Origin of the sequence: Lacimonas salitolerans (assembly GCF_042677865.1) — a bacterium.
Classification (GTDB): domain Bacteria; phylum Pseudomonadota; class Alphaproteobacteria; order Rhodobacterales; family Rhodobacteraceae; genus Lutimaribacter; species Lutimaribacter salitolerans.
This window is the reverse complement of sequence record NZ_JBHUDD010000051.1, coordinates 21,993-43,347: the sequence shown is the minus strand read 5'-3', so window position 1 is coordinate 43,347 and position 21,355 is coordinate 21,993. Positions and strand designations below refer to the sequence as shown.

The following is a 21,355-nucleotide window of genomic DNA, read 5'->3' as shown; positions in this document are numbered from 1 at the left end:
TCGCGGTGGCGACGCGAGCATCAAGTCGCTGCCGCCATCGCACATCGAAAGACTCGCCATAATGCGCAACTGTAGTACTAGGCCAGAACGGTCGGGTTTCCCATCGTTATTGCATGGCATTTTTCCGGGCTTGCCATATCCGACAAAAATAGTCATATATATTTTCAGCCACCCCAACGCTCCGGGCCAGCCGATACCGCAGAAAAAACGCGACAACAGGATTTTTGCGCATGACCCGACTGCATTCCACTCCGCGCCCGGACATACGGGCGGGCCACAGTGCCGACCGTTCCGAGATCTATCGCCTGCTGGCCGACAGCATGCTGCCCGACATGCCGACGCTCGAGGCGCTGCTGGACCGGCTCGAGCGGCAGGAGGGACGGCTATGATACCGCGCCAGACATTCGAGCAAAGCAGCGCGGCCGAAACGCCGGTCTATGACGCGCAGGCTTTGACGGCAGGCGGTCATCTGGCCCTCATCCGGCTGGGTGACCAGATCTACACGCTGCGCATCACCCGTGCAGGCAAGCTGATCCTGACGAAATAGCGTTCACTCCAGGATCTCGTCCGGGGCGACGCCCCATAGCGCCGACTTGGGCGCCCACCCCCGGTAGCCTGCCACGTTGAGGCGGCACCAGTCCGGCCCGCAATCGCCCAGCCGCGCGATCACGCCCAGTTCCAGCTGGGCGACGACCGGGCTGCCGGGGTCGGGGCGGGAATGGATCGGCAGCATGTCGCTGTCCACGATCACCGTCCGCACCCCCGACAACAAGGCGTAATGCACCCAGCCGCCCGCGCCCTCTCGGTCGCGGATGCGGCGCCAGTGCCCGTGTTCGGCGGTGATCTCGACCGGCATGTCCTTTTGCGTGAACACCCAGTCGATGCGATGGGTCAGCGACGGGCCGCGCCGCACGTTCGCCTCGCCCGAGCGGATTGAGACATAGCGCGGGATCGGCAGGTTGGTTTCGGGGCCGCGTTCCTGCGCCTGGGCCACGCCAGTGGCGAGCAGGAGAAAGCACAGTAAAATCCGCCCGATATGCGTGGTCATGGTGCCTGATCCCGTGCGCCCGATGTTTTTCATTCCGGGTTCTTGTGCCCCGGCTGTTCATCGGCCACTCTGCCACCAACTGCGCAAGTTGGAAAGCCTGGGGAGGACTGCCATGCCATCTGAACGTCTGAGTGTTGTCGTGACGCGACGCCTGCCCGAAGCGGTGGAAACGCGGTTGATGGAACTGTTCAACGTCCGTCTGCGCGACGACGACACACCGATGACCCGGGACGACCTGATTGCCGCGATGAAGGACACCGATATCCTGGTGCCGACCATCGGCGACCATATCGATGCGGGCATGCTGGGACAGGCGGGGGCGCGGCTGAAACTGATCGCGAATTACGGCGCGGGCTTCGATCATATCGACGTGTCGACCGCGCGGCAGCGGGGCATCCTTGTGTCGAACACGCCCGGGGTGCTGACAGACGATACCGCAGACATGACCATGGCGCTGATCCTGGCAGTGACACGGCGGATTCCCGAAGGTCTGGCGCTGATGCAGACCGGCGGCTGGCAGGGCTGGTCGCCCACCGCGCTGCTGGGCGGGCGCGTGGGCGGCAAGCGACTGGGCATCCTTGGCATGGGCCGGATCGGGCAGGCGGTGGCGCGGCGGGCACGGTCCTTTGGCATGCAGATCCACTATCACAACCGCAAGCGGTTGCGCCCCGACGTAGAGGAGCAGCACGAGGCGACATACTGGGACAGTCTGGACCAGATGGTGGCGCGGATGGATGTGATCAGCATCAACTGCCCGCACACGCCCTCGACGTTTCATCTGATGAATGCGCGGCGGTTGCGGTTGCTGAAACCCGAAGCGGTGATCGTGAACACCAGCCGGGGCGAGGTGATCGACGAGAACGCCCTGACCCGGATGCTGCGCGCGGGCGAGATCGCGGGCGCGGGGCTGGATGTGTACGAACACGGCCATGACGTGAACCCGCGCCTGCGCGAACTGCCCAACGTGGTGCTGCTGCCGCATATGGGCAGCGCCACGCGCGAGGGGCGGCTGGAGATGGGCGAGAAGGTGCTGATCAACATCAAGACCTTTGCCGATGGCCACCGCCCGCCCGACCAGGTGGTGCCGTCGATGCTGTGATTTCCGGCGTGGGATCGCCCTTTTCGGGCGCCCACCCGCCCACCCTTGCGCCCTCAAAGGGCGATGCCGCTGGTGCGGCGGGTGCGTGGTGCGGGCCTGTCGTGCCGTTATCAGGCAGTGGCGTTGGATGCTGGTGTCAGATGCCTCCGGCGGGAGTTTAGGGGCAAGATGAAGATCAGGGAGATTTCCATGCGGCAGTTCGTTTTTTCCCTTGGCTTGAGTGTCATGGTTTCGGTCGCGTTGGCGCAGGAGGCGGCCGATACGGTGGCGCCCGAGGGTCGGGGGGCCGGTGCGGTGGTGACTTCCGATGCGGTGGCGGCGGCGCAGCAGGCCAAGGCGGCAGGTGTGCCGGTCGCGGCGCGGGACTGGATGATCGCGGCGGCCAATCCGCTGGCGGTCGATGCCGGGGCCAGGGTGTTGCGCGATGGTGGCACGGCTGCGGATGCGATGGTGGCGGTTCAGGCGGTGCTGGGGCTGGTGGAGCCGCAAAGCTCGGGTCTGGGCGGCGGCGCGTTTCTGGTGTGGTACGACGCCCTGAGCGGCGAGGTGACGACGCTGGACGGGCGCGAAACCGCACCCTTGGCCGCCACGCCGCGCCTGTTTCAGGATGAGACTGGCGCGCCCCTGGGGTTTTTCGAGGCGGTCGTGGGCGGCCGGTCGGTGGGGGTGCCGGGCACGCCGGCGTTGATGGAGGCCGCGCACAGGCGTTGGGGACGGGCCAATTGGGCTGGTTTGTTCGACAATGCGATCGGGTTGGCCGAAGAGGGGTTTGCCGTCTCGCCGCGCTTGGCGGGGGCCGTGGCACGCGATGCCGAACGGCTGTCCAGTCACCCGGTGACGGCGGCCTATTTCCTGCAGGGTGGCGCGCCTTTGGCCGAGGGATCGTTGCTGCAAAACCCTGAGTATGCAGAGGTTTTGCGGCGTATGGCGGTGGACGGATCGCAGGCGATCTATACCGGCGAGATCGCGGCGGATATCGTGCGCGCGGTGCGCGAGGCGGACAATCCCGGTGTCTTGTCGGCGCTGGATCTGAGCAACTACGAGGTGCGCGAGCGCCCGGCCGTCTGTGTGGACTACCGTGGTGCGGATGTCTGCGGGATGGGGCCGCCAAGCTCGGGGGCGCTTACCGTGGGGCAGATCCTGGGGATGCTGGACCGGCACGATATGCCGGGGCCTGAGAGTGCCGAGGCGTGGCGGCTGATCGGGGATGCCAGCCGCTTGGCCTTTGCCGACCGGGGGCTGTACATGGCCGACAGCGATTTCGTGCCGGTGCCGGTCAAGGGGCTGATCTCGAAGGATTATCTGGATCAGCGCGCGGCCTTGTTGGATGGTGACGACGCGCTGCCCGAGGTAGCCCCGGGACAGCCGGAATTCGACCATGCCCGGGACTATGCGCCGGGGCTGGATATGGCGCGGCCCTCGACCTCGCATATCTCGATTTTTGACAAGTATGGCAATGCGTTGAGCATGACCACGACGATCGAGAACGGCTTTGGCAGCCGGGTGATGGTGCGGGGGTTTCTGCTGAACAACGAATTGACGGACTTTTCCTTCCGCAGCCATGTTGACGGTCGTCCCGTGGCCAATGCGGTGGCCCCGGGAAAGCGGCCCCGGTCATCGATGGCGCCGACCATCGTTCTGCGCGATGGAACGCCGGTTCTGGTGGTGGGCAGCCCCGGTGGCAGCCGCATCATCGGCTATGTTGCCAAGACGATAATTGCCTTTGTCGACTGGGGGTTGGACGTGCAGCAGGCGGTGGCGTTGCCGCATCTGGTGAACCGCTTTGGCACCTATGATCTGGAAGAAGGCACCAGTGCAGCGGAACTGGCCGGACCGTTGGAGGCGATGGGATATGAGGTCAATATCAGCGATCTGAACTCGGGTATCCATGCCATTTCCATCGGGCCCGAGGGGCTGCGCGGTGGGGCTGATCCGCGGCGCGAGGGGGTTGCGCTGGGCGAGTGACGCGAAACAGGGTTAACGCCTTGATTTGACAGAAAAATGCCGATGCACCGGCCATGCACTGCCCATGCACATTGCATGCACAGGCGGTTTGCCCGGATTTGGCGGCGGATTTGGGTTAACCGGGCGCGCGCTGCCTGCGCGACGCCCGACTATTTCTGACCGATCTTCGGCTCGGTCCCGGCGCGCAGGCGCGAGATGTTGGTGCGGTGGGTCCAGAACACCAGCAAGGTCAGTGCCACGCCCAGCGCAAAGAGCTGGCCATGGCCCAGCAGCACCATCCAGATCGTCGATGTTGCCGCCGCCACCAGCGCGGCCATGGACGAGATGCGCGCCAAGGCGGCGGTGACCAGCCATGTGGCGCAGAGCGCCAGACCCACGGGCCAGGCCAGCGCCAGTATCACGCCAAGAAAGGTCGCCACGCCCTTGCCGCCGCGAAATCGCAGCCAGACCGGGTGGATATGGCCGATGAAGGCCGCCAGCCCGGCCAGTTGCGCCGCATCCTCGCCTGCCAGCGCGCGGGCCAGCAGCACGGCCACCGCACCCTTGGCTCCGTCGAGGATCAGCGTCAGCGCGGCGGCGGCCTTGTTGCCGGTGCGCAGCACGTTGGTGGCCCCGATGTTGCCCGATCCGATCTCGCGCAGGTTGCCAAGGCCCATGACCTTGGCCAGCACCATTCCAAAGGGGATGGACCCCAGAAGATAGCCGATCACGGCCCACAGGATCAGCAGCGATTGGGCGGTTTCAAGCGCGGGCATCGAGGCCTCCATGCACCAATTCGCCCGCGACGTAGGTGGCGCGCAGTTTGCCCTGAAGGCGCGCGCCGTCAAAGGGCGTGTTTTTCGATTTCGACAGCAGGGTGAAGCGATCCAGCACGAAAGGCGCGCCCGCGTCAAACACGATCAGGTCGGCGGGGGCACCGGGGGTCAGACGCCCCTGCGGCAGGCCCAGACGATCGGCGGGGTTCTGGGCCATGGCGCGGAACAGCTGCGGCAGGGTCAGGTCGCCGGAATGAAACAGGCGCAGCGCCGCGGGCAGCAGGGTTTGCAGGGCGACCGCGCCGCTGGCGGCCTCCTCGAACGGCAGGCGTTTGGACTCCTCGTCCTGCGGGGTGTGCATCGAGCTGATGATGTCGATCAGCCCGTGACGCAGGGCGTCGAGCGTGGCCAGCCTGTCATCCTCCGATCGCAGGGGCGGCTTGACCTTGTAGAAGGTGCGATAGTCGGCGACGTCGAGTTCGTTCAGCGTCAGGTGATGGATCGAGGTGCCGGCGGTCACGTTCAGCCCGTTGCGCTTGGCGCGCTCCAGCGCGGGCAGGGCACGGGCGGTGGTGATCTGGTCGAAATGCACGGCTGCGCCCGTCATCTCGATCAGGGCGATGTCGCGGTCGATCCCCATACGCTCGGCCATCGGGCTGACGGCGGGCAGCCCGCGCAGCGAGGCGAACTTGCCCGAGGTGGCGGCGGCCCCCTGCGACAGGCCGGGATCTTGCGGGTGCAGCAGGACCAGCGCACCAAGGCTGCGGGCATAGGTCAGCGCGCGGCTGAGAACCTTGGTGTCGGTGGTGACATGGTCGCAATCGGTAAAGGCGACGGCCCCGGCATCCAGCAGGAATCCGATCTCGGTCATCTCACGACCCGCGCGGCCCTTGGTCAGCGCGGCCATGGGCAGCACGCGCACGGGGGCGGCCTGTGCGGCGCGGCGCGCGGCAAATTCCAGCGTTTCGGGCGTGTCGATGGCGGGCGTGGTGTCGGGGCGGGTGATCATGGTGGTCACCCCACCGGCGGCGGCTGCAAGCCCGGCCGAGCGAAACGATTCCTTGTGCCGTTCGCCCGGTTCGCAGACCTTGACGCCGATATCGACGATGCCGGGGGCCAGGTGCAGCCCGTTGCAATCGAAAACCTGCGCGCCTTTCGGCACGGGCAGTTCGGCCCCGTGTGCGGTGATGATCCCGTTTTCGACCAGCAGCGCGCCATGGGTGACGCTGCCCGCCTGCGGGTCGATGATGCGGGCATTGGTGAACAGCGTGGCGGGCATGGTCACATCCTTTGTAGCGCGGGCCTTGTGGCGCGTCAGGGTAAACACCCAAGCGGCGGCAGGGGCAAGGGGGCGATCATTCCGGGTGTACGCCTTGGCTGGTGCGGGCGGCGCTGGCCTGCACGCCCCGCAGCAGGGCATAGACGGTGCGCCCGTCTGCGATGCGTTCGAACCCCACGCCGCGCATCCGGGTGGTGCGTTTCATCGGCACAGGCTCGAACGCGAACCCGATCGAGGCCAGATCGGAATCGTCAAAGGTCAGGATGGTGTCGGACGTTATCGGATAGCTGCGCAGGGTCTTGCCGCGCAGGGGCAGGTCGGTGGCGATGAAGGCGCGGCGGTCGGACAGGGTGTACCAGGTATGCGCGCGGCGATACGCCTCCCACAGCACGTGGCCTGCAAGCTGGTACAGGCCGACGGCCAGAAACGGCAGGCCGAACAGCGGAAACAGGTGGAACGGCGCGGGAAAATCACCGTCCGAGGTGATGCGGCTGGCGACCCCGATCCAGAACAGGGCGATCAGGGTGACGACCAGCCCGCTGGCGGCGCGGTGCAGCGACAGGGCGGCCCAATGCGGGCGCGGGTCGGGGCGACCCTGCCACAGGATCGTCTCGCCCGGATCGAGGATGTCCTGCCAGGGGTCTGGACGCGTCATGCGGTGGCCCCTTCGCGTGCGGTGGCGAGGTATGCGCGCAAGCGGCCCAGATCGCGGACATAGGCGATGTCGATGATTTCGCGCGCGTCGCCCACGACGAACAGCCGCCAGAACAGCAGGCGGCGCATCCGGGCGATGTGGGGCAGCGCGATCGAGCGGGTGGCCAGCGGATCGGTGGTGTCGATCTGAAGCAGGCGCTGATCGGTCAGCAGCCAGACCAGGCGTCGGTTGCGTTGCCAGTCGCCCAGATTGTCGAACACCACCAGATCGACCAGCACCACCAGCGGCAGCAGCGCCCAGGCGCGCGGGTTGTCCATGTAGATCACCAGCGGGGCGAACCCCAGCGCGGTGGCGGCCAGAACGAAGGCCTCGCGCCGCAGGTAGACGGCAAAGGCGGGGCGCCAGGTGGCGCGCAGCACCTCGCCGGGGTCGAGGTGTTCCGACAGCGGTTCAGCCATCGCTGTGGCCTGCCTTTGCGGCCTCGATCCGGGCGCGGGTGGCGGCGCGGTCCTTCTGGTACTTCAGGAGGTGCTTGTCGCCGGAGTGGGTGACGATCTGCACCGCGCTGCCAAGGGTGTTGATCGCCTTGATCTGCGCCAAGGGCACGGCGTGGGTGCCGGGGCCCAGCAGGCGGCGGTCGGTCAGATCCCAGCGCACGGCCATTTCGTCCGAGGCGACATAGAACGCCCGGACCGCAACGGCGGCCAGACCGCCCACCGCGCCGGTCCAGACATGGGGGTTGCCCAAGGCCCACAGGATGCCCATGCCCAGCGCCATCGCCGCCGCGGCCAGCCAGGCGTGATCGCGGTAGTAGGTGCCGCGGTCGGCGGTAAAGCTGGTCTGCACCGCCTCGCCCGGTGCCAGTTGGGTTGTGGGGGTGTTGGCATAGCTGCTCATCCCGCGATCCAGACCATGACGGCGACCAGTGCGAACAGCACCAGCAGCACGATGGTGGCAACGCGCCCGGACATGGCGGCGTCAGACGGCGGGGGTTTGCGCGGCGCTTGTGCGTCTGCGGTGTCCTGCGCGGCCTGGCTGCGCAGGGGGGTGAAATCGGTTGTGGCGCGCGGCTCGGCATAGGTGCCGACCCAGCGCAGCGGCCCGCGCGGGGTCAGGGTTTGGGCGGTGTCCATCAAGGCCGCCGAGGGCAGCACCAGCGCGTGCCCCCTGAGCCCGCGCAGGCGGGTGCGGTCGGAGGCGATGTCGGGTTCGGCCACGCCCAGCCCGTCGACCAGGTAGCCATCCAGCCCCATCTCGCCCAGATCGGCGAGGCGCAGCAGGTCCACGTGCTGGGGTGACAGAGCGGTGGCGCCCAGCGCCTGCCGGATCGCGTCCACGTCGGGGGCGTCGGGCGTGCCCAGGTCATCGATCCTGTCGTCGGGCAGGTCGATGGCAAACACGCGGACCAACCCGGCCTCGGTCGCGCTGATCTCCATCCGGTCGGTCATGCCATCACCCCGGCGTTCTGTTCGGCACGCGCTGCGCGCAGGTTGCGCGCCAGCAGGTCCATCGCCGCCATGCGCACGGCCACGCCCATCTCGACCTGCTCCTGAATGACAGAGCGGTTGATGTCGTCGGCGATCGTGCCGTCGATCTCGACCCCGCGATTCATCGGGCCGGGGTGCATGACGATGGCGTCGGGCTTGGCGCAGGCCAGTTTCTCGGCGTCCAGACCGTAGCGGTGGAAATACTCGCGCTCGGACGGGATGAAGCCGCCGTCCATGCGTTCCTTTTGCAGCCGCAGCATCATCACCACATCCACATCCTGCAAACCCTCGCGCATGTCGTCGAACACCTCGACCCCGAAATCGGCGATGCCCGCGGGCATCAGCGTGGGCGGGCCGATCAGGCGCACGCGGTTTTCCATCTTGCCCAGCAGCATGATGTTGCTGCGTGCCACGCGGCTGTGGGCGATGTCGCCGCAGATCGCGATGGACAGGCGGTGCAGCCGACCCTTGGCGCGGCGGATGGTCAGCGCGTCCAGCAGCGCCTGCGTGGGGTGTTCGTGCCGCCCGTCGCCTGCGTTCAGCACCGCGCAATTGACCTTTTGCGCCAGCAGGTCCACCGCGCCGGAATGGGGGTGGCGCACCACCAGAAGATCGGGGTGCATGGCGTTCAGGGTCAGCGCCGTGTCGATCAGGGTCTCGCCCTTTTTGATGCTGCTGGCCTGCATGCCCATGTTCATCACATCCGCGCCCAGCCGCATGCCCGCCAGTTCGAAACTTGCCTGCGTGCGGGTGGAGTTTTCAAAGAACATGTTGATCTGCGTCAGCCCGGCCAGCGCGTCGGAATGCTTGTTGGCCTGCCGGTTCAGGGTGACATACTGGTCGGACAGGTCCAGCAGCGCGGTGATCTCGGACGGGTGCAGGGGTTCGATGCCCAGCAGGTGCTTTTGATGAAAGCTCATGTTGCGTGATCCCTTGCTGTCCGGTGCCTGTTATAGGCGCGGGGCGGGCAGGGGGCAACGGGTTGCAATCGCAACAGTTTGTCCCGCTCAGGCGCGCCCGGCCTCGGCCGAGAGGGTCAGCGCGCCCACGCCAAGGGAATTCAGCGCCGCCTCCCATTTTGCATCGTTGTCGGGATGGAACACCAGATCAAGGGTCGCGTCACAGGTCAGCCAGCCGTTGTCGGCGATCTCGTCCTCCAACTGGCCCGGACCCCAGCCGGCATAGCCCAGCGCGACAAGCGCGTTGGCCGGGCCCATGCCGCGCGCCATTTCCTCGAGCACGTCCAGTGTGGCGGTCAGGCCGAATCCGCCCTCGATCTCAAGCGTGTTCAGCGCCGAGGTGAAATCACGCCCGTGCAGCACGAATCCGCGCCCGGTTTCCACCGGCCCGCCGAAATGCACCGGCATGCTGGGAGTTTCGGCCTGGTGCGGAATCTCGAGCTGCTCCAGCAGGTCCTGAAACGCGATGTCGCCGGTGGGCTTGTTCACCATCAGCCCCATGCCGCCCTCGGGCGAATGGGCACAAATGAACACCAGCGACTTGGCAAAGCGCGGGTCACCCATGCCCGGCATGGCGATCAGCAGCTTGCCTGTCAGGTCCAGTTCGTTGGTTGTGTCCGTCATCGGGTGGATATGGGGTCTGTATGCATCGCTGTCCAGCATGGCGGGGGGGGCGGGGCGTGGCAAGGGGGCGCTCGCGCCTGCGTCGCCAAGTCGTGACTTGGATTCCGGCGCGGTTTGGCGCATTTCATTTGTATGAGACAGTTCATCGCCCTTGCCCTCCTGTGCCTTGTCACGGCCTTTGCCGTGCCGGTGGCCCGTGCAAACCCCTATGCCGACATGGTCCGGGCCGAGGTTCTGCCGGGCTGGCGCATGCCAGACGGGCAGCACGTTGCCGCGCTGCGGCTGGTGCTGGCGGACGGCTGGAAGACCTATTGGCGCGCGCCGGGTGATGCGGGCATACCGCCGCTGTTCGACTGGTCGGGATCGGGCAATCTGGGCGCGGTCACACCGGTCTGGCCGACGCCGGTGGTGTTCTGGCAGAACGGCATGCGCTCGATCGGGTACAAGCGGGAACTGATCCTGCCGTTGAAGATCGCACCGCAGCGGGCAGGGCGGGCGGTGGATCTGCAGGCCCATGTGCAGCTTGGCATCTGTCAGGATGTCTGCGTGCCGGTCGATCTGCGGGTCTCGGCCAGCCTGCCCGATGCCGGACGGCCCGATCCGCGCATCGTCGCGGCGATGACGGATGTTCCGGTCTCGGGGGCCGAGGCGGGGGTGAAATGGGCCGATTGTGCGGTTTCGCCCATTCAGGACGGGCTGCGCCTGACTGCGCGGGTGGCCCTGCCGCGCGCCGGTGAGGCCACGGCGCTGGTGGTGGAAACCGCCGATCCGCAGGTCTGGGTGGCCGAGCCCGAGCTGAGCCACAAGGGCGGCGTGCTGACCGCGCAGACCAGGCTGATGCATATGAACGGCGGGGCCTTTGCGCTGGACCGGTCGGGCCTGCGGCTGACGGTGCTGGGCACCGGGCAAGCGGTGGATATCCGGGGCTGCCCCGCGCCCTGAACGCGGCTATTCGGCCGCAAGCGCCGCGTCGGCCCCGGCCGGATAGAGGTAATCGCGCGTCAGCGGCACGGCATCCTGCCGGCGGGCCAGTTGCATCTGGAACACCACCTGACCCGCGTTGCGGAAGGTGAATTCGCTGGCCAGCAGGTAAAACCGCCACATCCGGCAGAACCGGTCATCATACAGCGCGCGGGCCTTTGCCTCGTTCGCGGTGAAACGGTCGTGCCAGTGGCGCAGGGTCTCGGCGTAATGCAGGCGCCAGACCTCGATATCGGTGCTGCCCAGCCCGCTGCGTTCCAGCGCGGCCATGGTTTCGGACAGCGACGGGCAATAGCCGCCGGGAAATATGTATTTCGTGATCCACGGGCTGGTGGCCGCGGGCGGCGTGGTGCGCCCGATGCTGTGGATCAAGGCGATGCCGTCGGGTGTCAGCAGGTCGTGGACCTTGTTGAAATACGCGCGGTAATGCGGCACGCCCACGTGTTCGAACATGCCGACCGAGACGACGCGGTCGAAGGGCCCCTGCACATCGCGGTAATCCATCAGCCGGAACTGCACCTGGCCGTCCAGCCCGGCCTGGTGCGCGCGGTGGGTGGCCAGGGTGTGCTGTTCGGTGGACAGGGTCACGCCCAGAACCTGCGCGCCGTAATCGCGCGCCAGTGTCAGCGCCATGCCGCCCCAGCCGCAGCCGATGTCCAGCACCCGCATCCCCGGACGGATCAGCAGCTTTTGCGCGATGTGGTGTTTCTTGGCCTGCTGCGCCTCGTCCAGCGACATGTCGGGGCGGGTGAAATAGGCGCAGGAATACTGCCGGTCGGCATCCAGGAACAGGTCGTACAGCTCGGCCGACAGGTCATAGTGATGGGCCACGTTGCGCCGCGACCGCGAGGCGGGGTTGAACTGCTGCAGCCAGCGGCCCATCCGGCGCAGGCCGTTCAGAGGGCGTTGAAACCCCGGCAGACCGTTGCGCGACAGGTTGCGGGTGATCAGGTCCAACAGGGCGCGCAGGTCGTCGCCAGAGACCGTCAGCTCGCCGTTCATGTAGCCCTCGCCCAACGCCATGTGCGGGGTCAGCACCAGCCGCCGGGGCAGCGAGGGCGCATGCAGGGTGATCGCCACCGAGGGCTGGCCCGTGCCATAGCGGCGCGTGGTGCCATCGGGAAAGGTGACGCGCAATTCGCCCTGCCGCACCAGATGCGACAACATTCTGTCCAGATATCTTGTCCACATGGGCTATCCCTCCTTCACGTTGACAAACGCGCCCACCCGGCGCGCCCATGGACGGTCAAGGAACCTGCCCCGGGGGGTGTACCCCCGTCTGCTCGTGCGGATATGCTACGCCGATTCTGGAATGTGTAAAGATCGGCGTGTCGGGCCTGCCGGATTCGGGCCGCGGTTCGCCCGCAAAACCGGCACGCCGCCTTGACTTCCAGCGCCAACCAAGGTGTATCGGCGCGAACCGCCATTTACCTCCCAAGGGATCGCCATCATGCACGCCTTTCGCAGCCATACCTGCGCCGAACTGACCAAGCAAAACGTGGGCCAGACCGTCCGCCTGTCGGGCTGGGTGCATCGCGTGCGCGATCATGGCGGGGTGCTGTTCATTGACCTGCGCGATCATTACGGCATGACGCAGGTTCTGTGCGACCCCGACAGCGCGGTGTTTGCCGATGTCGAAAAGGTGCGCAGCGAATGGTGCATCCGCATCGACGGCGAGGTCAAGGCGCGCGACGCATCGCTGGTCAACCCCAAGCTGCCCACCGGCGAGATCGAGGTCTATATCCGCGGGATCGAGGTGCTGGGCGCGGCCGCCGAACTGCCGCTGATGGTGTTCGGCGATCAGGAATACCCCGAGGAAACGCGCCTGCGCTATCGCTATCTCGACCTGCGGCGCGAGGCGATGCAGCGCAACATGACCCTGCGCTCCGACGTGGTGGCGTCGATGCGCCGCCGCATGTGGGATCAGGGGTTCCGCGAATACCAGACGCCGATCATCACCGCGTCGTCGCCCGAAGGTGCGCGCGATTTCCTGGTGCCCAGCCGCCTGCATCCGGGCAAGTTCTATGCCCTGCCGCAGGCCCCGCAGCAGTTCAAGCAGCTGATCATGGTCAGCGGCTTTGACAAGTATTTCCAGATCGCGCCCTGTTTCCGCGACGAAGACCCGCGCGCCGACCGCTCGCCCACCGATTTCTATCAGCTCGACATGGAGATGTCCTTTGTCGAGCAGCAGGACGTGTTCGACACGATCCAGCCTGTCGTGGCCGGGATTTTCGAGGAGTTCGGCGGCGGCAAGACCGTCGATGCCGAGTGGCCGCAGATTTCCTATCGCGACTCCGCGCTGTGGTACGGCACCGACAAGCCCGACCTGCGCAATCCGATCAAGATGCAGGATTGCTCGGATCATTTCCGCGGCAGCGGTTTCGCGATCTTTGCCAAGCTGCTGGAGCAGGAAGGCACCGAAGTGCGCGCCATCCCCGCGCCGGGTGGTGGCAGCCGCAAGTTCTGCGACCGAATGAACGCCTTTGCCCAGAAAGAGGGTCTGCCGGGGATGGGGTATATCTTCTGGCGTGAGTCATTGTCTGCAGACATCAATAAGCGTGCAGCCGAGCTCCTCAAAAAGTGGGACGTTGAGGGTGTTGTATCCAACATGGAAGACGTCGACGATTTCCTTACGGAATTCAATGATGAAGTCCTGATGGGAGCCGAGTACGCGCGACGCCAACAAGCGATTGCGGACGCAAAGAAGGCGGGCGACAAAGAAAAGGTCGCTTTCCTAACCCGAGCCTACACGATGGAAGCCGCCGGCCCCCTCGCCAAGAACATCGGCCCCGAGCGGACCGAGGCGATCCGTCAGCAACTTGGGCTTGGCGTGGGCGATGCCGCATTCTTCCTTGGCGGCAAGCCGCAGGCGTTCGAACGTGTCGCCGGCAAGGCGCGCGACGTGATCGGGCTGGAACTGGGCCTGACCGACCTGAACCGCTTTGCCTTTGCCTGGATCGTGGATTTCCCGATGTACGAGGCCGACGAGGAGTCGGGCCGCGTCGATTTCAGCCACAACCCGTTTTCCATGCCGCAAGGCGGGCTGGAGGCGTTGCAGGGCGATCCGCTGAACGTGCTGGGCTATCAGTATGACCTGGCCTGCAACGGCTACGAGCTGATTTCCGGCGCGATCCGGAACCACAAGCTGGACATCATGATCAAGGCGTTCGAACTGGCGGGCTATGGCGAGGCCGAGGTGCGCAAGCGGTTCGGCGGCATGGTCAACGCGTTCCAGTATGGCGCGCCGCCTCACGGTGGCTGTGCGGCGGGGATCGACCGGATCGTGATGCTGCTGGCCGAGGAACAGAACATCCGCGAGGTGATCATGTTCCCGATGAACCAGCGCGCCGAGGATCTGATGATGGCCGCCCCCAGCGATCCTGACAGCGATCAGTTGATGGAACTGGGCCTGCGGGTGATCCCGCAGGAGTGAGGGTCAGTCCGGTGTGATGTTTTCGGGCAATATGCCGAAGACAAGCACCGGGCATCCACCGCTTCGGCCAGCGGCAATCCGGCTGATCAGTTTATGGGTTCCGGTCGTGCTTGCCCCGAATTTGGCGGCAACCGTGCTGGAGGTTTCGTTTCCGTTCTTGTCCAGACAATAGCCAAGGGACAGAAAATACTCCTGCGACAGCTCGCGGGTGACGATGACGCCAACGTCGATCACTCCGGCCTCGAAAAAGCTGCGAAAGGCGTAGAGGTCGCGATCGTAGGTTTGGTCCTTGCTGTTCCACTCGTAGTCGAACGCCACGCGTCCGCGCCAGAAATCGACAAGGTGGTTGTGAATATAGTCTTCGCGCAGGATGCGGTCGATTTCAGGGGCCTTGTCACCCTTGCCTTCGCGCAGCTTGACCAGAAGATCGGCTTCTATCCTGACTTCCTGACGGAACCCTTCTCTGGCAGCGAGATCACCAAACCGTGTCGTTGCCGACATCCGATTGCCGCCCGGCGAGCGAATCTCGGTCTGACTTATCGTGAAGTCCCGCAGAACGCTGAGAATCGACGCCATTTCATCTGGTGCCCGCTGAGACAGCACAGCGGCGGCACTGCGGTAGCTGGTGACAGAATACCTGTGGCCCAGATCCCAGCCCAGTTGCGCCTTTACAAGATCGGTCCTGTCAAAGACAGCATCATCGATCCGGCGTGCCATTTCACTCTGCCGCGACGCCCGAATTGTAGGGATAGGTTTTCCAACCGGGTTTGTAATCTGCGTCGGCCTGATTGCCCCACACGGTCCAGCCGTCACGTACACCGCGTCCGAAAAGCTCCAGATACGGGCCCCAGGAACAGCTTTCGATCAGGTCGTACTGCTCATCCGGTTTGCGCGAGTGTTCACGTTTGCGGGTTTGCATCATGTTGACCTGACGACGCCCGGGCGGAAGCGTGCGCGCGCTTTTCCCACGGGTGCCGAACAACAACACCTCTGTCACGTTGCGGAAATAGAACCCCACGCCGCGCCCGTCGCTGCCGCCGTCCTTGCGGATCTTGTGCCAGATGATGTTGGATTTGTACTCAAACCCCCAGGACCGCAGCACCTGCAGGCCTTCGGGCAACAGCGCATTCGGAACCCAAAGGTAGCAATGCGCGGTATCTTCCAGATGATCGGCCACGGGCAGGGCGCAGATGTCTTCCAGTGTCATGGTCGGATAGCGCGACAGCCGCTTGTGTTCGGGCGCGACCTTGCCGGTGCGGTTGGTGAACCGCCACGGGGGGTCTGCCATCACGGTGGCAAACCTGTCGGTGTCAAGGAAGCGTCGTAGATCTTGATTGGCTGAGCTGCTCATATCCAACATATAGGCGAACTCCATCATGAATGTCACTTGGAACATTATAGGAACATAACCTGTTGCACAAATGTTGATTGCCGGTCTTTCCGTGCGCACCGTGCCCAAGGTAGCGCCGATGTGATGCCGGGCTGCGGCGCGTTGGTGTTTCAAACCGTGGCGCGTCTGGTATGCTGCACATGCAGTCATGCAGGGTGGCCCCATGTTCGATCCGGTTCTGGCAGAGATTCGTTTTGGTTGCGGGCTGTCGCCCATGGTGGCGGCGCCGCCTTCGGCTGATGCCATGCTGTACCGGCTGGCCGGTCCCGATGCCATCGCCGCGCGCTTTCCGGTCGAGGATTTCACCACCTTTCGCGAGCGGATGATACGCGCGGAAGGGTTTCTTGAGACAAGGCGCAAGAACCGCGGCACGCCAGAGGCGCAAGAGGCGCGCAAGGCGCAGCAGCTTGAGCGCAAGCACGCCCGGATCGCGCAGTCCGAGTGGCAGGCGCAGCGAATGCTGCGTCGGGTCTGGACGGATAATGGCCTGCGCGAGCGGCTGACGTGGTTCTGGGCTGACCATTTCACGGCCGTGGGCAAAGCCGGCACGATCCGCCGTGCGGCCACGCCCTATGTCGAAGAGGCGATCCGCCCACATGTGACGGGCCGGTTTGCCGACCTGCTGCGCGCCGCCGTCACCAGCCCGATGATGCTGCATTACCTGGATCAGCACCGCTCGATCGGGCCCAACAGCCGTCGCGGGCTGAACAGCGGCGGGCGTGCCGGGCTGAACGAGAATCTGGCGCGCGAGGTGCTGGAACTGCATACGCTGGGGGTGGAGGGGCCGTATTCGCAGGACGATGTGCGGCAACTGGCCGAGCTGTTCACCGGCATGTATTTTGACGGTCGCAGCGGGTTCAAGTTTCGCAAGGACCTTGCCGAGCCGGGCGCCGAAACCGTGCTGGGCCGCAGCTATGGCGGCACAGAGGGGAATGTGGCCGATATCTTTGCGGTGCTGGATGATCTGGCCACCCATCCGGCCACGGCCGCGCATGTGGCGCAAAAGCTGGCAGTGCATTTCGTGGCGGACCGGCCCGATCCGGCGCTGGTGGCGCATCTGACGGCACGGTTTGCCGAAACGGAGGGCGATCTGATGGCGGTGACCGCGGCGCTGCTGGAGCATCCCGCCGCCTGGGCGCCCGGGTTGCAGAACGTCAAGCAGCCATGGGAATTCATGACATCGGCCGCGCGGGCGCTGGCGGTGGAGCCGGACAGGTTCGACGGGGCCGAAGAGAACGAGCTGCGCGGGCTGTTGCAACGGCCCCTGGTTCTGATGGGCCAACGCTGGGAAACCCCGTTGGGACCGGATGGCTGGGCCGAGGATGACAGCGCCTGGATCACGCCGCAGGGACTGTCGGCGCGGATGAGCTGGGCGATGACCATGCCCGCGCGGCTGCAGCGCGACCGGCTGCCCGATCCGCGTGAGTTCGTGGACCACGCGCTGGGCCCGAATGCGCCGGAGGCGGTGGTGTTTGCCGCGCAGGCAGCCGAAAACCGGCGCGAGGGGGTGGGGTTGATCCTGTCCTCACCCGCCTTTCAGAGGAAATGATCCGATGACCAAGCCTGATCTGAACCGCCGGGCCTTCATGGGGCGCGGCCTTGCGCTGGGCTGTTCGCTGGCGGCCTCGCCCTTGCTGACGCCGGTCAGCTTTGCCGCGATGCCGGGGCAGAACCGGCTGGTGGTGATCATCCTGCGCGGTGCTATGGACGGGCTGGACGTGGTGCAGCCCTATGGTGATCCGGCCTATGCCGCGCTGCGTGCGTCGCTGCCGGGCGGCGAGGCGGCGGGCGCGCATGATCTGGACGGGTTCTTTGCGCTGCATCCAGGGTTGGGCGACCTGATGCCGCTTTGGCGCGCGGGCGAGCTTAGCTTTGTGCATGCGGTCTCGACCCCTTATCGCGACAAGCGCAGCCATTTCGACGGGCAGGATATGCTCGAGGCCGGCACGCCCAACCTGACGGGGCAGGGGGTGCGCGACGGCTGGTTGAACCGCATGTTGCAGCAGGTCCCGGGGCTGGAGGCGGACACGGCCTTTGCGCTGGGCCATGACGAGTTGCTGCTGACCCGGGGGCGCGCGCCGGTGGCCAGCTGGACGCCCGAGGCCAGCCTGGCCCTGAGCCCGCAGGCCGAAACGCTGGCGCGGCGGATGATGGCGGATGACCCGCTGTTTCGTGATGCGCTGGAAGAGGCGTTGATGCTGTCGGTGCCGGATGAGGACGCGGCGATGATGGCCGAGGAGGACGAGGGCGCCATGATGGCGGGCGGGATGAGCGGGGGCACGACCCCGATGGCCACGGCACCCGATGAGCAGCGCGCACGACAGCCCCACAACAGGATCGCGCAGTTTGCCGCCGAAAAGCTGAAGACAGACGCGCGGATCGCGGCGTTTTCGCTGGGCGGCTGGGACACGCATCTGCGCCAGGACCTGGCACTGCCCAATGCGCTGTTGCGGCTGTCCGAGGCGATCCTGACCCTGCGCGCGGAAATGGGCGGGGCCTGGGGCAAGACCGTGGTGGTGGCGATGACCGAGTTCGGCCGCACCGCGCGGGCCAACGGGTCGCGCGGCACCGATCACGGCACAGGCGGCGCGATGCTGCTGGCGGGCGGCGCGCTGCGCGGGGGGCAGGTGGTCAGTGACTGGCCCGGGCTGGGCAGTGCCGAGCTGTACCAGGGGCGCGACCTGATGCCGACGCGCGATGTGCGCGCCCATGCGGGATGGGTCATGCGCGGGCTGTACGGGTTTGACCGGGCGCTGATCGAAGGCGCGATCTTTCCGGGGCTGGACATGGGCGACGATCCGCGCCTGCTGGCCTGATCGCCGCCCCCGGTCTGCGGGTCAGATCGCCATGCGGTTCTGCAGCCGTTCCTGCAACAGCCCGGCCAGATGGGCGACACCGGCATGGGTGGCCTGCCCCTGTGCGCGGGCCTGGGCCAGCCGCGCGCTGGCCTGTTCCAGCGTGCTGTCCTGTGCGCTGCGGGCCACGCCAGCCAGAAACTGCAGGGTGTAGTCCAGAACGCCGTCTTCGGCCCCGTCGCCCAGCAGGTCGGCGGCATGGGCCATGTCATCGCGAAAGGCGGTGCGGTCGGGCATGATCACCTCGTCGCGGACAAGGCGCGGGCCTGCGGGCTGGCGATCGGCGGGCAGGCGGCTGAGGATGGCATCCTGAAACGCGGCCAGCGAATGCAGCGGCTTGGGCAGAAAGCCATCCGCCCCGGCGGCAATCGCGGTGGCGCGGGCCATGTCATCGCCGCTGGTGGCCAGCACGATGCCGACGCGGGGGCGGGCGCGCGACAGCTCGTCGATCAGTTCGGCGCCCGAGCCGTCGGGCAGGCCAAGGTCGATCACCACGACCGAGGGGCGGTAGACCTGCAGATGGCGACGGGCCGAGCGCAGGCTGTCGGCCCGCCGCAGCCGCGCGCCCGAGCGGATGCACATCAGGCGCATCGCCTCGCAGGCGAACAGGCTGTCCTCGACCAGCAGCACGGTCAGGCCCAGCAGCGGGCGGTTTGCGGTGGGCAGAGGCGTGTTGGACATGAAATCACGGTCATCCATGGCGGGTATCCCTTTGGCAGCGGCATCACTGCGACTCAGCATGCCGCCACTTGGCTAACGCATCGTTAAGCCGCGCGTTTCTGTCGCCTTGCGCTTGCCCTTGCGACCCGGCAACCCCATAACTTGAACAAAGACCACACGCCAAGGGAGGCCCCGATGATCGGACGTTTGAACCATGTTGCCATTGCCGTGCCGGATCTCGAGGCCGCATCGGCACAGTATCGCGATGCGCTGGGGGCAAAGGTGGGCGCCCCGCAGAACGAGCCCGATCATGGCGTGACCGTGGTGTTCATCGAACTGCCCAACACCAAGATCGAGCTGCTGTATCCTCTGGGGGAGAACTCGCCCATCGCAGGGTTTCTTGAGAAAAACCCCTCGGGCGGCATTCATCACGTGTGCTACGAGGTCGAGGACATCATCGCCGCGCGCGATCATCTGAAAGCCGCCGGCCTGCGGGTGCTGGGCGATGGCGAGCCCAAGATCGGCGCGCATGGCAAGCCGGTGCTGTTCCTGCATCCCAAGGACATGAACGGCACGCTGACGGAACTGGAGCAGGTCTGATGGGTATCACCTCGGGGATCGTTCTGTATGCCGTGCTGTGGTTTCTGACCTTTCTGGTCGCGATCCCGATCCGGTTGCAGACGCAGGGCGACGTGGGGCAGATCGTGCCGGGCACCCATGCCAGCAGCCCCGAAGTGCATAACCTGAAGAAGAAGGCGATCATCACCACGGTGGCAGCGGCGATCCTGTGGGCAGTGATCGCGACGATCATCATCACCGGCACGATCACCGTGCGCGATTTCGACTGGCGCAACCTGATGCCGCCGGTGTCCGAGGGCTAGACGCTGCGCATGCGCAGCCCGTGGTAGATATGGGTGAAGGTCGCGGCACCCAGGATCGGGATCAGCAGGTTCATGATCGGGATGGTCAGCGGGATGGCCATCAGGAAACCTGCCGCCAGAATCGTCAGGCGGTGCCGTTTGGCCAGTGCGCGCGCGCCGGTGCGGCCCTCGTGACGCATGGCGGCGAGGGTGAAATACTCGCGCCCCAGCAGAAAGCCGTTCAGCGCCCAGAACAGGATCACCGGCGCGAAGGGGATCCAGAACACCAACGCGTAGACGAACAGCGCCAGCGTGTTGGCCGCGATCAGCACGCCCAGAAAGTTCACCGTGTCGCGCAGCCCCTCGCCAAAGGGGATCGGCGCGGCGGTGGGCACATGGGGGTAATGGCGATCCTCGACCGCCGCGGCCACATCCTCGAGGAACATCGAGGTGATGGCCGAGGCGACCGGGATCATCAGGAACACCGACAGGATCAGCATGAGCAGCAGGCTGGACCAGCCCACAAGATCATCCAGCCAAGTCACCGTGCCGATCAGGGGCAGCGTCGCCTCGGGGCCCATGGACCATTGCAGAAACCACAACAGCCCTGAATAGGCCGCCACCAAAAGCGCCAGCGTCAGCCCCACGCCGATCAGCAGCACGCGGGTGAACCGGCGGTCGCCGATCTGGCCCAGCGTGCGTGCGAAGGCCGAGAATATCAGGCCGATGTCCATGTCACGATCCTGTCGAGGTCGGGGCGCGGGCGTTCGGGCGGGGCGGCGGTTTCGGTGCCGATGTGGATCAGCCCGGCCACCCGCTCATGCGCGGCCAGACCCAGCCCGGTTTCCACGAATCCCCGGTCATGGCTGGGCCAGCCCGTCAGCCAGTTGGCCCCCCAGCCGGCTGCCAGCGCCGCGTTCAGCAGCGCCAGGCAGACCGCCCCGGCGGAATAGGTCTGTTCCAGCGCGGGGATCTTGTCGCTGTCCTTTTGCACCTCGATCACGGCGACGGCCAGGTTGCCCTGCTCGAACTGGCTGGCCCCCTTGTCGGCCTGTTCCGCGTCATAGCCCAATGCGGCGGCGCGGTCGCGGGCCTGCGTGGCCAGCCGCGCAAGGGCGGCGCGGTCCAGCACGATCATGCGCCAGGGTTCCAGCTTGCCATGATCGGGCGTACGCGCGGCGGCGGTCAGGATCGGCAGCAGCGCGTCGCGGTCGGGCACCGGCGTGGTCAGGGTTTTCGCGGGGCCGGATCGGCGGGTCAGCAGAAATTCCAGCGCGGCGGGGTTCGGGGTGGGCATGTGTCGTC

At 66.1% G+C, this 21,355-nt stretch carries 26 protein-coding genes; 10 read left to right on the top strand and 16 right to left on the bottom strand.

Annotation, left to right across the window (positions count from 1 at the left end):
- Positions 1-216: hypothetical protein (locus ACFTOW_RS08670; RefSeq protein WP_379914670.1), on the bottom strand; the 216-nt coding region annotated here is incomplete at its 3' end.
- 14 nt (positions 217-230) lie between these two features.
- Here ACFTOW_RS08670 and ACFTOW_RS08665 point away from each other — a divergent pair.
- Both ACFTOW_RS08665 and hemP read left to right on the top strand, forming a co-directional pair.
- Positions 231-389: a hypothetical protein gene (locus tag ACFTOW_RS08665; protein WP_379914669.1), complete on the top strand. Its 159-nt coding sequence runs from the start codon at positions 231-233 to the stop codon at positions 387-389.
- On the top strand, positions 386-547 hold the full coding sequence (gene hemP / locus ACFTOW_RS08660) for a hemin uptake protein HemP (protein ID WP_379914668.1): 162 nt from the start codon (positions 386-388) through the stop codon (positions 545-547). The genes ACFTOW_RS08665 and hemP overlap by 4 nt, the downstream gene beginning before the upstream one ends.
- 3 nt (positions 548-550) lie before the next feature.
- Here hemP and ACFTOW_RS08655 read toward each other — a convergent pair whose 3' ends face one another.
- Entirely contained in the window at positions 551-1,048 is a 498-nt protein-coding gene (locus tag ACFTOW_RS08655) for an SH3 domain-containing protein (RefSeq protein ID WP_379914667.1), read from the bottom strand.
- A 112-nt stretch (positions 1,049-1,160) separates the two neighbouring features.
- Between ACFTOW_RS08655 and ACFTOW_RS08650 the strand changes: the two genes are divergently transcribed.
- Together ACFTOW_RS08650 and ggt are read left to right on the top strand one after the other, a co-directional pair.
- On the top strand, positions 1,161-2,147 hold the full coding sequence (locus ACFTOW_RS08650; RefSeq protein ID WP_379914666.1) for a 2-hydroxyacid dehydrogenase: 987 nt from the start codon (positions 1,161-1,163) through the stop codon (positions 2,145-2,147).
- A gap of 189 nt (positions 2,148-2,336) precedes the next feature.
- Complete coding sequence (gene ggt / locus ACFTOW_RS08645) at positions 2,337-4,112, top strand: gamma-glutamyltransferase (protein WP_379914665.1); 1,776 nt, start codon at positions 2,337-2,339, stop codon at positions 4,110-4,112.
- A gap of 149 nt (positions 4,113-4,261) precedes the next feature.
- Here the strand turns inward: ggt and plsY are convergent, their stop codons facing one another.
- From plsY to ACFTOW_RS08605, 8 genes are all read right to left on the bottom strand, one after another.
- Positions 4,262-4,867: a glycerol-3-phosphate 1-O-acyltransferase PlsY gene (gene plsY, locus ACFTOW_RS08640; RefSeq protein WP_379914664.1), complete on the bottom strand. Its 606-nt coding sequence runs from the start codon at positions 4,865-4,867 to the stop codon at positions 4,262-4,264.
- Positions 4,854-6,146 carry a dihydroorotase gene (pyrC, locus tag ACFTOW_RS08635; protein ID WP_379914673.1) on the bottom strand — a complete coding sequence of 431 codons (1,293 nt, stop codon included), beginning with the start codon at positions 6,144-6,146 and terminating at the stop codon, positions 4,854-4,856. The genes plsY and pyrC overlap by 14 nt, the downstream gene beginning before the upstream one ends.
- A gap of 76 nt (positions 6,147-6,222) precedes the next feature.
- Complete coding sequence (locus ACFTOW_RS08630; RefSeq protein ID WP_379914663.1) at positions 6,223-6,801, bottom strand: aspartate carbamoyltransferase catalytic subunit; 579 nt, start codon at positions 6,799-6,801, stop codon at positions 6,223-6,225.
- A complete protein-coding gene (locus ACFTOW_RS08625; RefSeq protein WP_379914662.1) occupies positions 6,798-7,259 on the bottom strand; it encodes a hypothetical protein in 462 nt (153 codons plus the stop codon). Before ACFTOW_RS08625 ends, ACFTOW_RS08630 begins: the two co-directional genes overlap by 4 nt.
- On the bottom strand, positions 7,252-7,698 hold the full coding sequence (locus ACFTOW_RS08620; RefSeq protein ID WP_379914661.1) for a hypothetical protein: 447 nt from the start codon (positions 7,696-7,698) through the stop codon (positions 7,252-7,254). The genes ACFTOW_RS08625 and ACFTOW_RS08620 overlap by 8 nt, the downstream gene beginning before the upstream one ends.
- Entirely contained in the window at positions 7,695-8,249 is a 555-nt protein-coding gene (locus ACFTOW_RS08615) for a hypothetical protein (RefSeq protein WP_379914660.1), read from the bottom strand. Before ACFTOW_RS08615 ends, ACFTOW_RS08620 begins: the two co-directional genes overlap by 4 nt.
- On the bottom strand, positions 8,246-9,208 hold the full coding sequence (locus tag ACFTOW_RS08610; protein ID WP_379914659.1) for an aspartate carbamoyltransferase catalytic subunit: 963 nt from the start codon (positions 9,206-9,208) through the stop codon (positions 8,246-8,248). The genes ACFTOW_RS08615 and ACFTOW_RS08610 overlap by 4 nt, the downstream gene beginning before the upstream one ends.
- Before the next feature lie 87 nt (positions 9,209-9,295).
- Positions 9,296-9,871, bottom strand: coding sequence for a YqgE/AlgH family protein (locus ACFTOW_RS08605; protein WP_379914658.1), 576 nt, complete (start codon positions 9,869-9,871; stop codon positions 9,296-9,298).
- A gap of 132 nt (positions 9,872-10,003) precedes the next feature.
- Between ACFTOW_RS08605 and ACFTOW_RS08600 the strand changes: the two genes are divergently transcribed.
- Complete coding sequence (locus ACFTOW_RS08600; protein ID WP_379914657.1) at positions 10,004-10,813, top strand: protein-disulfide reductase DsbD domain-containing protein; 810 nt, start codon at positions 10,004-10,006, stop codon at positions 10,811-10,813.
- A 6-nt stretch (positions 10,814-10,819) separates the two neighbouring features.
- Here ACFTOW_RS08600 and ACFTOW_RS08595 read toward each other — a convergent pair whose 3' ends face one another.
- A complete protein-coding gene (locus ACFTOW_RS08595; RefSeq protein ID WP_379914656.1) occupies positions 10,820-12,043 on the bottom strand; it encodes a class I SAM-dependent methyltransferase in 1,224 nt (407 codons plus the stop codon).
- 259 nt (positions 12,044-12,302) lie between these two features.
- On the opposite strand from ACFTOW_RS08595, the gene aspS reads away from it, so the two are divergent.
- On the top strand, positions 12,303-14,285 hold the full coding sequence (gene aspS / locus ACFTOW_RS08590; protein WP_379914655.1) for an aspartate--tRNA ligase: 1,983 nt from the start codon (positions 12,303-12,305) through the stop codon (positions 14,283-14,285).
- Between the two features lie 3 nt (positions 14,286-14,288).
- On the opposite strand, the gene ACFTOW_RS08585 is transcribed toward aspS, so the two are convergent.
- Together ACFTOW_RS08585 and ACFTOW_RS08580 are read right to left on the bottom strand one after the other, a co-directional pair.
- A complete protein-coding gene (locus ACFTOW_RS08585; protein WP_379914654.1) occupies positions 14,289-15,002 on the bottom strand; it encodes a BglII/BstYI family type II restriction endonuclease in 714 nt (237 codons plus the stop codon).
- A 1-nt stretch (position 15,003) separates the two neighbouring features.
- On the bottom strand, positions 15,004-15,636 hold the full coding sequence (locus ACFTOW_RS08580) for an MT-A70 family methyltransferase (RefSeq protein ID WP_379914672.1): 633 nt from the start codon (positions 15,634-15,636) through the stop codon (positions 15,004-15,006).
- Between the two features lie 202 nt (positions 15,637-15,838).
- Between ACFTOW_RS08580 and ACFTOW_RS08575 the strand changes: the two genes are divergently transcribed.
- On the top strand, positions 15,839-17,224 hold the full coding sequence (locus tag ACFTOW_RS08575; protein WP_379914653.1) for a DUF1800 domain-containing protein: 1,386 nt from the start codon (positions 15,839-15,841) through the stop codon (positions 17,222-17,224).
- A 4-nt stretch (positions 17,225-17,228) separates the two neighbouring features.
- Positions 17,229-18,491: a DUF1501 domain-containing protein gene (locus tag ACFTOW_RS08570; RefSeq protein ID WP_379914652.1), complete on the top strand. Its 1,263-nt coding sequence runs from the start codon at positions 17,229-17,231 to the stop codon at positions 18,489-18,491.
- 21 nt (positions 18,492-18,512) lie between these two features.
- On the opposite strand, the gene ACFTOW_RS08565 is transcribed toward ACFTOW_RS08570, so the two are convergent.
- The gene (locus tag ACFTOW_RS08565) at positions 18,513-19,229 is read right to left on the bottom strand and encodes a response regulator (protein ID WP_379914651.1); all 717 of its coding nucleotides are present in this window, start codon (positions 19,227-19,229) and stop codon (positions 18,513-18,515) included.
- A 156-nt stretch (positions 19,230-19,385) separates the two neighbouring features.
- Between ACFTOW_RS08565 and mce the strand changes: the two genes are divergently transcribed.
- Entirely contained in the window at positions 19,386-19,790 is a 405-nt protein-coding gene (gene mce / locus ACFTOW_RS08560) for a methylmalonyl-CoA epimerase (RefSeq protein WP_379914650.1), read from the top strand.
- Positions 19,790-20,071 carry a DUF1467 family protein gene (locus tag ACFTOW_RS08555; RefSeq protein ID WP_379914649.1) on the top strand — a complete coding sequence of 94 codons (282 nt, stop codon included), beginning with the start codon at positions 19,790-19,792 and terminating at the stop codon, positions 20,069-20,071. Before mce ends, ACFTOW_RS08555 begins: the two co-directional genes overlap by 1 nt.
- Here ACFTOW_RS08555 and ACFTOW_RS08550 read toward each other — a convergent pair.
- Both ACFTOW_RS08550 and ACFTOW_RS08545 read right to left on the bottom strand, forming a co-directional pair.
- Positions 20,068-20,784, bottom strand: a complete 717-nt coding sequence (locus tag ACFTOW_RS08550; RefSeq protein WP_379914648.1) for an EI24 domain-containing protein — start codon at positions 20,782-20,784, stop codon at positions 20,068-20,070. The genes ACFTOW_RS08555 and ACFTOW_RS08550 overlap by 4 nt on opposite strands.
- Complete coding sequence (locus ACFTOW_RS08545) at positions 20,769-21,347, bottom strand: nitroreductase family protein (protein WP_379914647.1); 579 nt, start codon at positions 21,345-21,347, stop codon at positions 20,769-20,771. The genes ACFTOW_RS08550 and ACFTOW_RS08545 overlap by 16 nt, the downstream gene beginning before the upstream one ends.
- Positions 21,348-21,355: the final 8 nt, after the last annotated feature.

What these genes read in the sequence shown, in the direction of transcription:
- ACFTOW_RS08665 (WP_379914669.1), top strand. Translation starts at nt 231, where the DNA reads ATGACCCGACTGCATTCCACTCCGCGCCCGGACATACGGGCGGGCCAC.
- hemP (WP_379914668.1), top strand. Translation starts at nt 386, where the DNA reads ATGATACCGCGCCAGACATTCGAGCAAAGCAGCGCGGCCGAAACGCCG.
- ACFTOW_RS08655 (WP_379914667.1), bottom strand. Translation starts at nt 1,048, where the DNA reads ATGACCACGCATATCGGGCGGATTTTACTGTGCTTTCTCCTGCTCGCC.
- ACFTOW_RS08650 (WP_379914666.1), top strand. Translation starts at nt 1,161, where the DNA reads ATGCCATCTGAACGTCTGAGTGTTGTCGTGACGCGACGCCTGCCCGAA.
- ggt (WP_379914665.1), top strand. Translation starts at nt 2,337, where the DNA reads ATGCGGCAGTTCGTTTTTTCCCTTGGCTTGAGTGTCATGGTTTCGGTC.
- plsY (WP_379914664.1), bottom strand. Translation starts at nt 4,867, where the DNA reads ATGCCCGCGCTTGAAACCGCCCAATCGCTGCTGATCCTGTGGGCCGTG.
- pyrC (WP_379914673.1), bottom strand. Translation starts at nt 6,146, where the DNA reads ATGCCCGCCACGCTGTTCACCAATGCCCGCATCATCGACCCGCAGGCG.
- ACFTOW_RS08630 (WP_379914663.1), bottom strand. Translation starts at nt 6,801, where the DNA reads ATGACGCGTCCAGACCCCTGGCAGGACATCCTCGATCCGGGCGAGACG.
- ACFTOW_RS08625 (WP_379914662.1), bottom strand. Translation starts at nt 7,259, where the DNA reads ATGGCTGAACCGCTGTCGGAACACCTCGACCCCGGCGAGGTGCTGCGC.
- ACFTOW_RS08620 (WP_379914661.1), bottom strand. Translation starts at nt 7,698, where the DNA reads ATGAGCAGCTATGCCAACACCCCCACAACCCAACTGGCACCGGGCGAG.
- ACFTOW_RS08615 (WP_379914660.1), bottom strand. Translation starts at nt 8,249, where the DNA reads ATGACCGACCGGATGGAGATCAGCGCGACCGAGGCCGGGTTGGTCCGC.
- ACFTOW_RS08610 (WP_379914659.1), bottom strand. Translation starts at nt 9,208, where the DNA reads ATGAGCTTTCATCAAAAGCACCTGCTGGGCATCGAACCCCTGCACCCG.
- ACFTOW_RS08605 (WP_379914658.1), bottom strand. Translation starts at nt 9,871, where the DNA reads ATGACGGACACAACCAACGAACTGGACCTGACAGGCAAGCTGCTGATC.
- ACFTOW_RS08600 (WP_379914657.1), top strand. Translation starts at nt 10,004, where the DNA reads ATGAGACAGTTCATCGCCCTTGCCCTCCTGTGCCTTGTCACGGCCTTT.
- ACFTOW_RS08595 (WP_379914656.1), bottom strand. Translation starts at nt 12,043, where the DNA reads ATGTGGACAAGATATCTGGACAGAATGTTGTCGCATCTGGTGCGGCAG.
- aspS (WP_379914655.1), top strand. Translation starts at nt 12,303, where the DNA reads ATGCACGCCTTTCGCAGCCATACCTGCGCCGAACTGACCAAGCAAAAC.
- ACFTOW_RS08585 (WP_379914654.1), bottom strand. Translation starts at nt 15,002, where the DNA reads ATGGCACGCCGGATCGATGATGCTGTCTTTGACAGGACCGATCTTGTA.
- ACFTOW_RS08580 (WP_379914672.1), bottom strand. Translation starts at nt 15,636, where the DNA reads ATGAGCAGCTCAGCCAATCAAGATCTACGACGCTTCCTTGACACCGAC.
- ACFTOW_RS08575 (WP_379914653.1), top strand. Translation starts at nt 15,839, where the DNA reads ATGTTCGATCCGGTTCTGGCAGAGATTCGTTTTGGTTGCGGGCTGTCG.
- ACFTOW_RS08570 (WP_379914652.1), top strand. Translation starts at nt 17,229, where the DNA reads ATGACCAAGCCTGATCTGAACCGCCGGGCCTTCATGGGGCGCGGCCTT.
- ACFTOW_RS08565 (WP_379914651.1), bottom strand. Translation starts at nt 19,229, where the DNA reads ATGGATGACCGTGATTTCATGTCCAACACGCCTCTGCCCACCGCAAAC.
- mce (WP_379914650.1), top strand. Translation starts at nt 19,386, where the DNA reads ATGATCGGACGTTTGAACCATGTTGCCATTGCCGTGCCGGATCTCGAG.
- ACFTOW_RS08555 (WP_379914649.1), top strand. Translation starts at nt 19,790, where the DNA reads ATGGGTATCACCTCGGGGATCGTTCTGTATGCCGTGCTGTGGTTTCTG.
- ACFTOW_RS08550 (WP_379914648.1), bottom strand. Translation starts at nt 20,784, where the DNA reads ATGGACATCGGCCTGATATTCTCGGCCTTCGCACGCACGCTGGGCCAG.
- ACFTOW_RS08545 (WP_379914647.1), bottom strand. Translation starts at nt 21,347, where the DNA reads ATGCCCACCCCGAACCCCGCCGCGCTGGAATTTCTGCTGACCCGCCGA.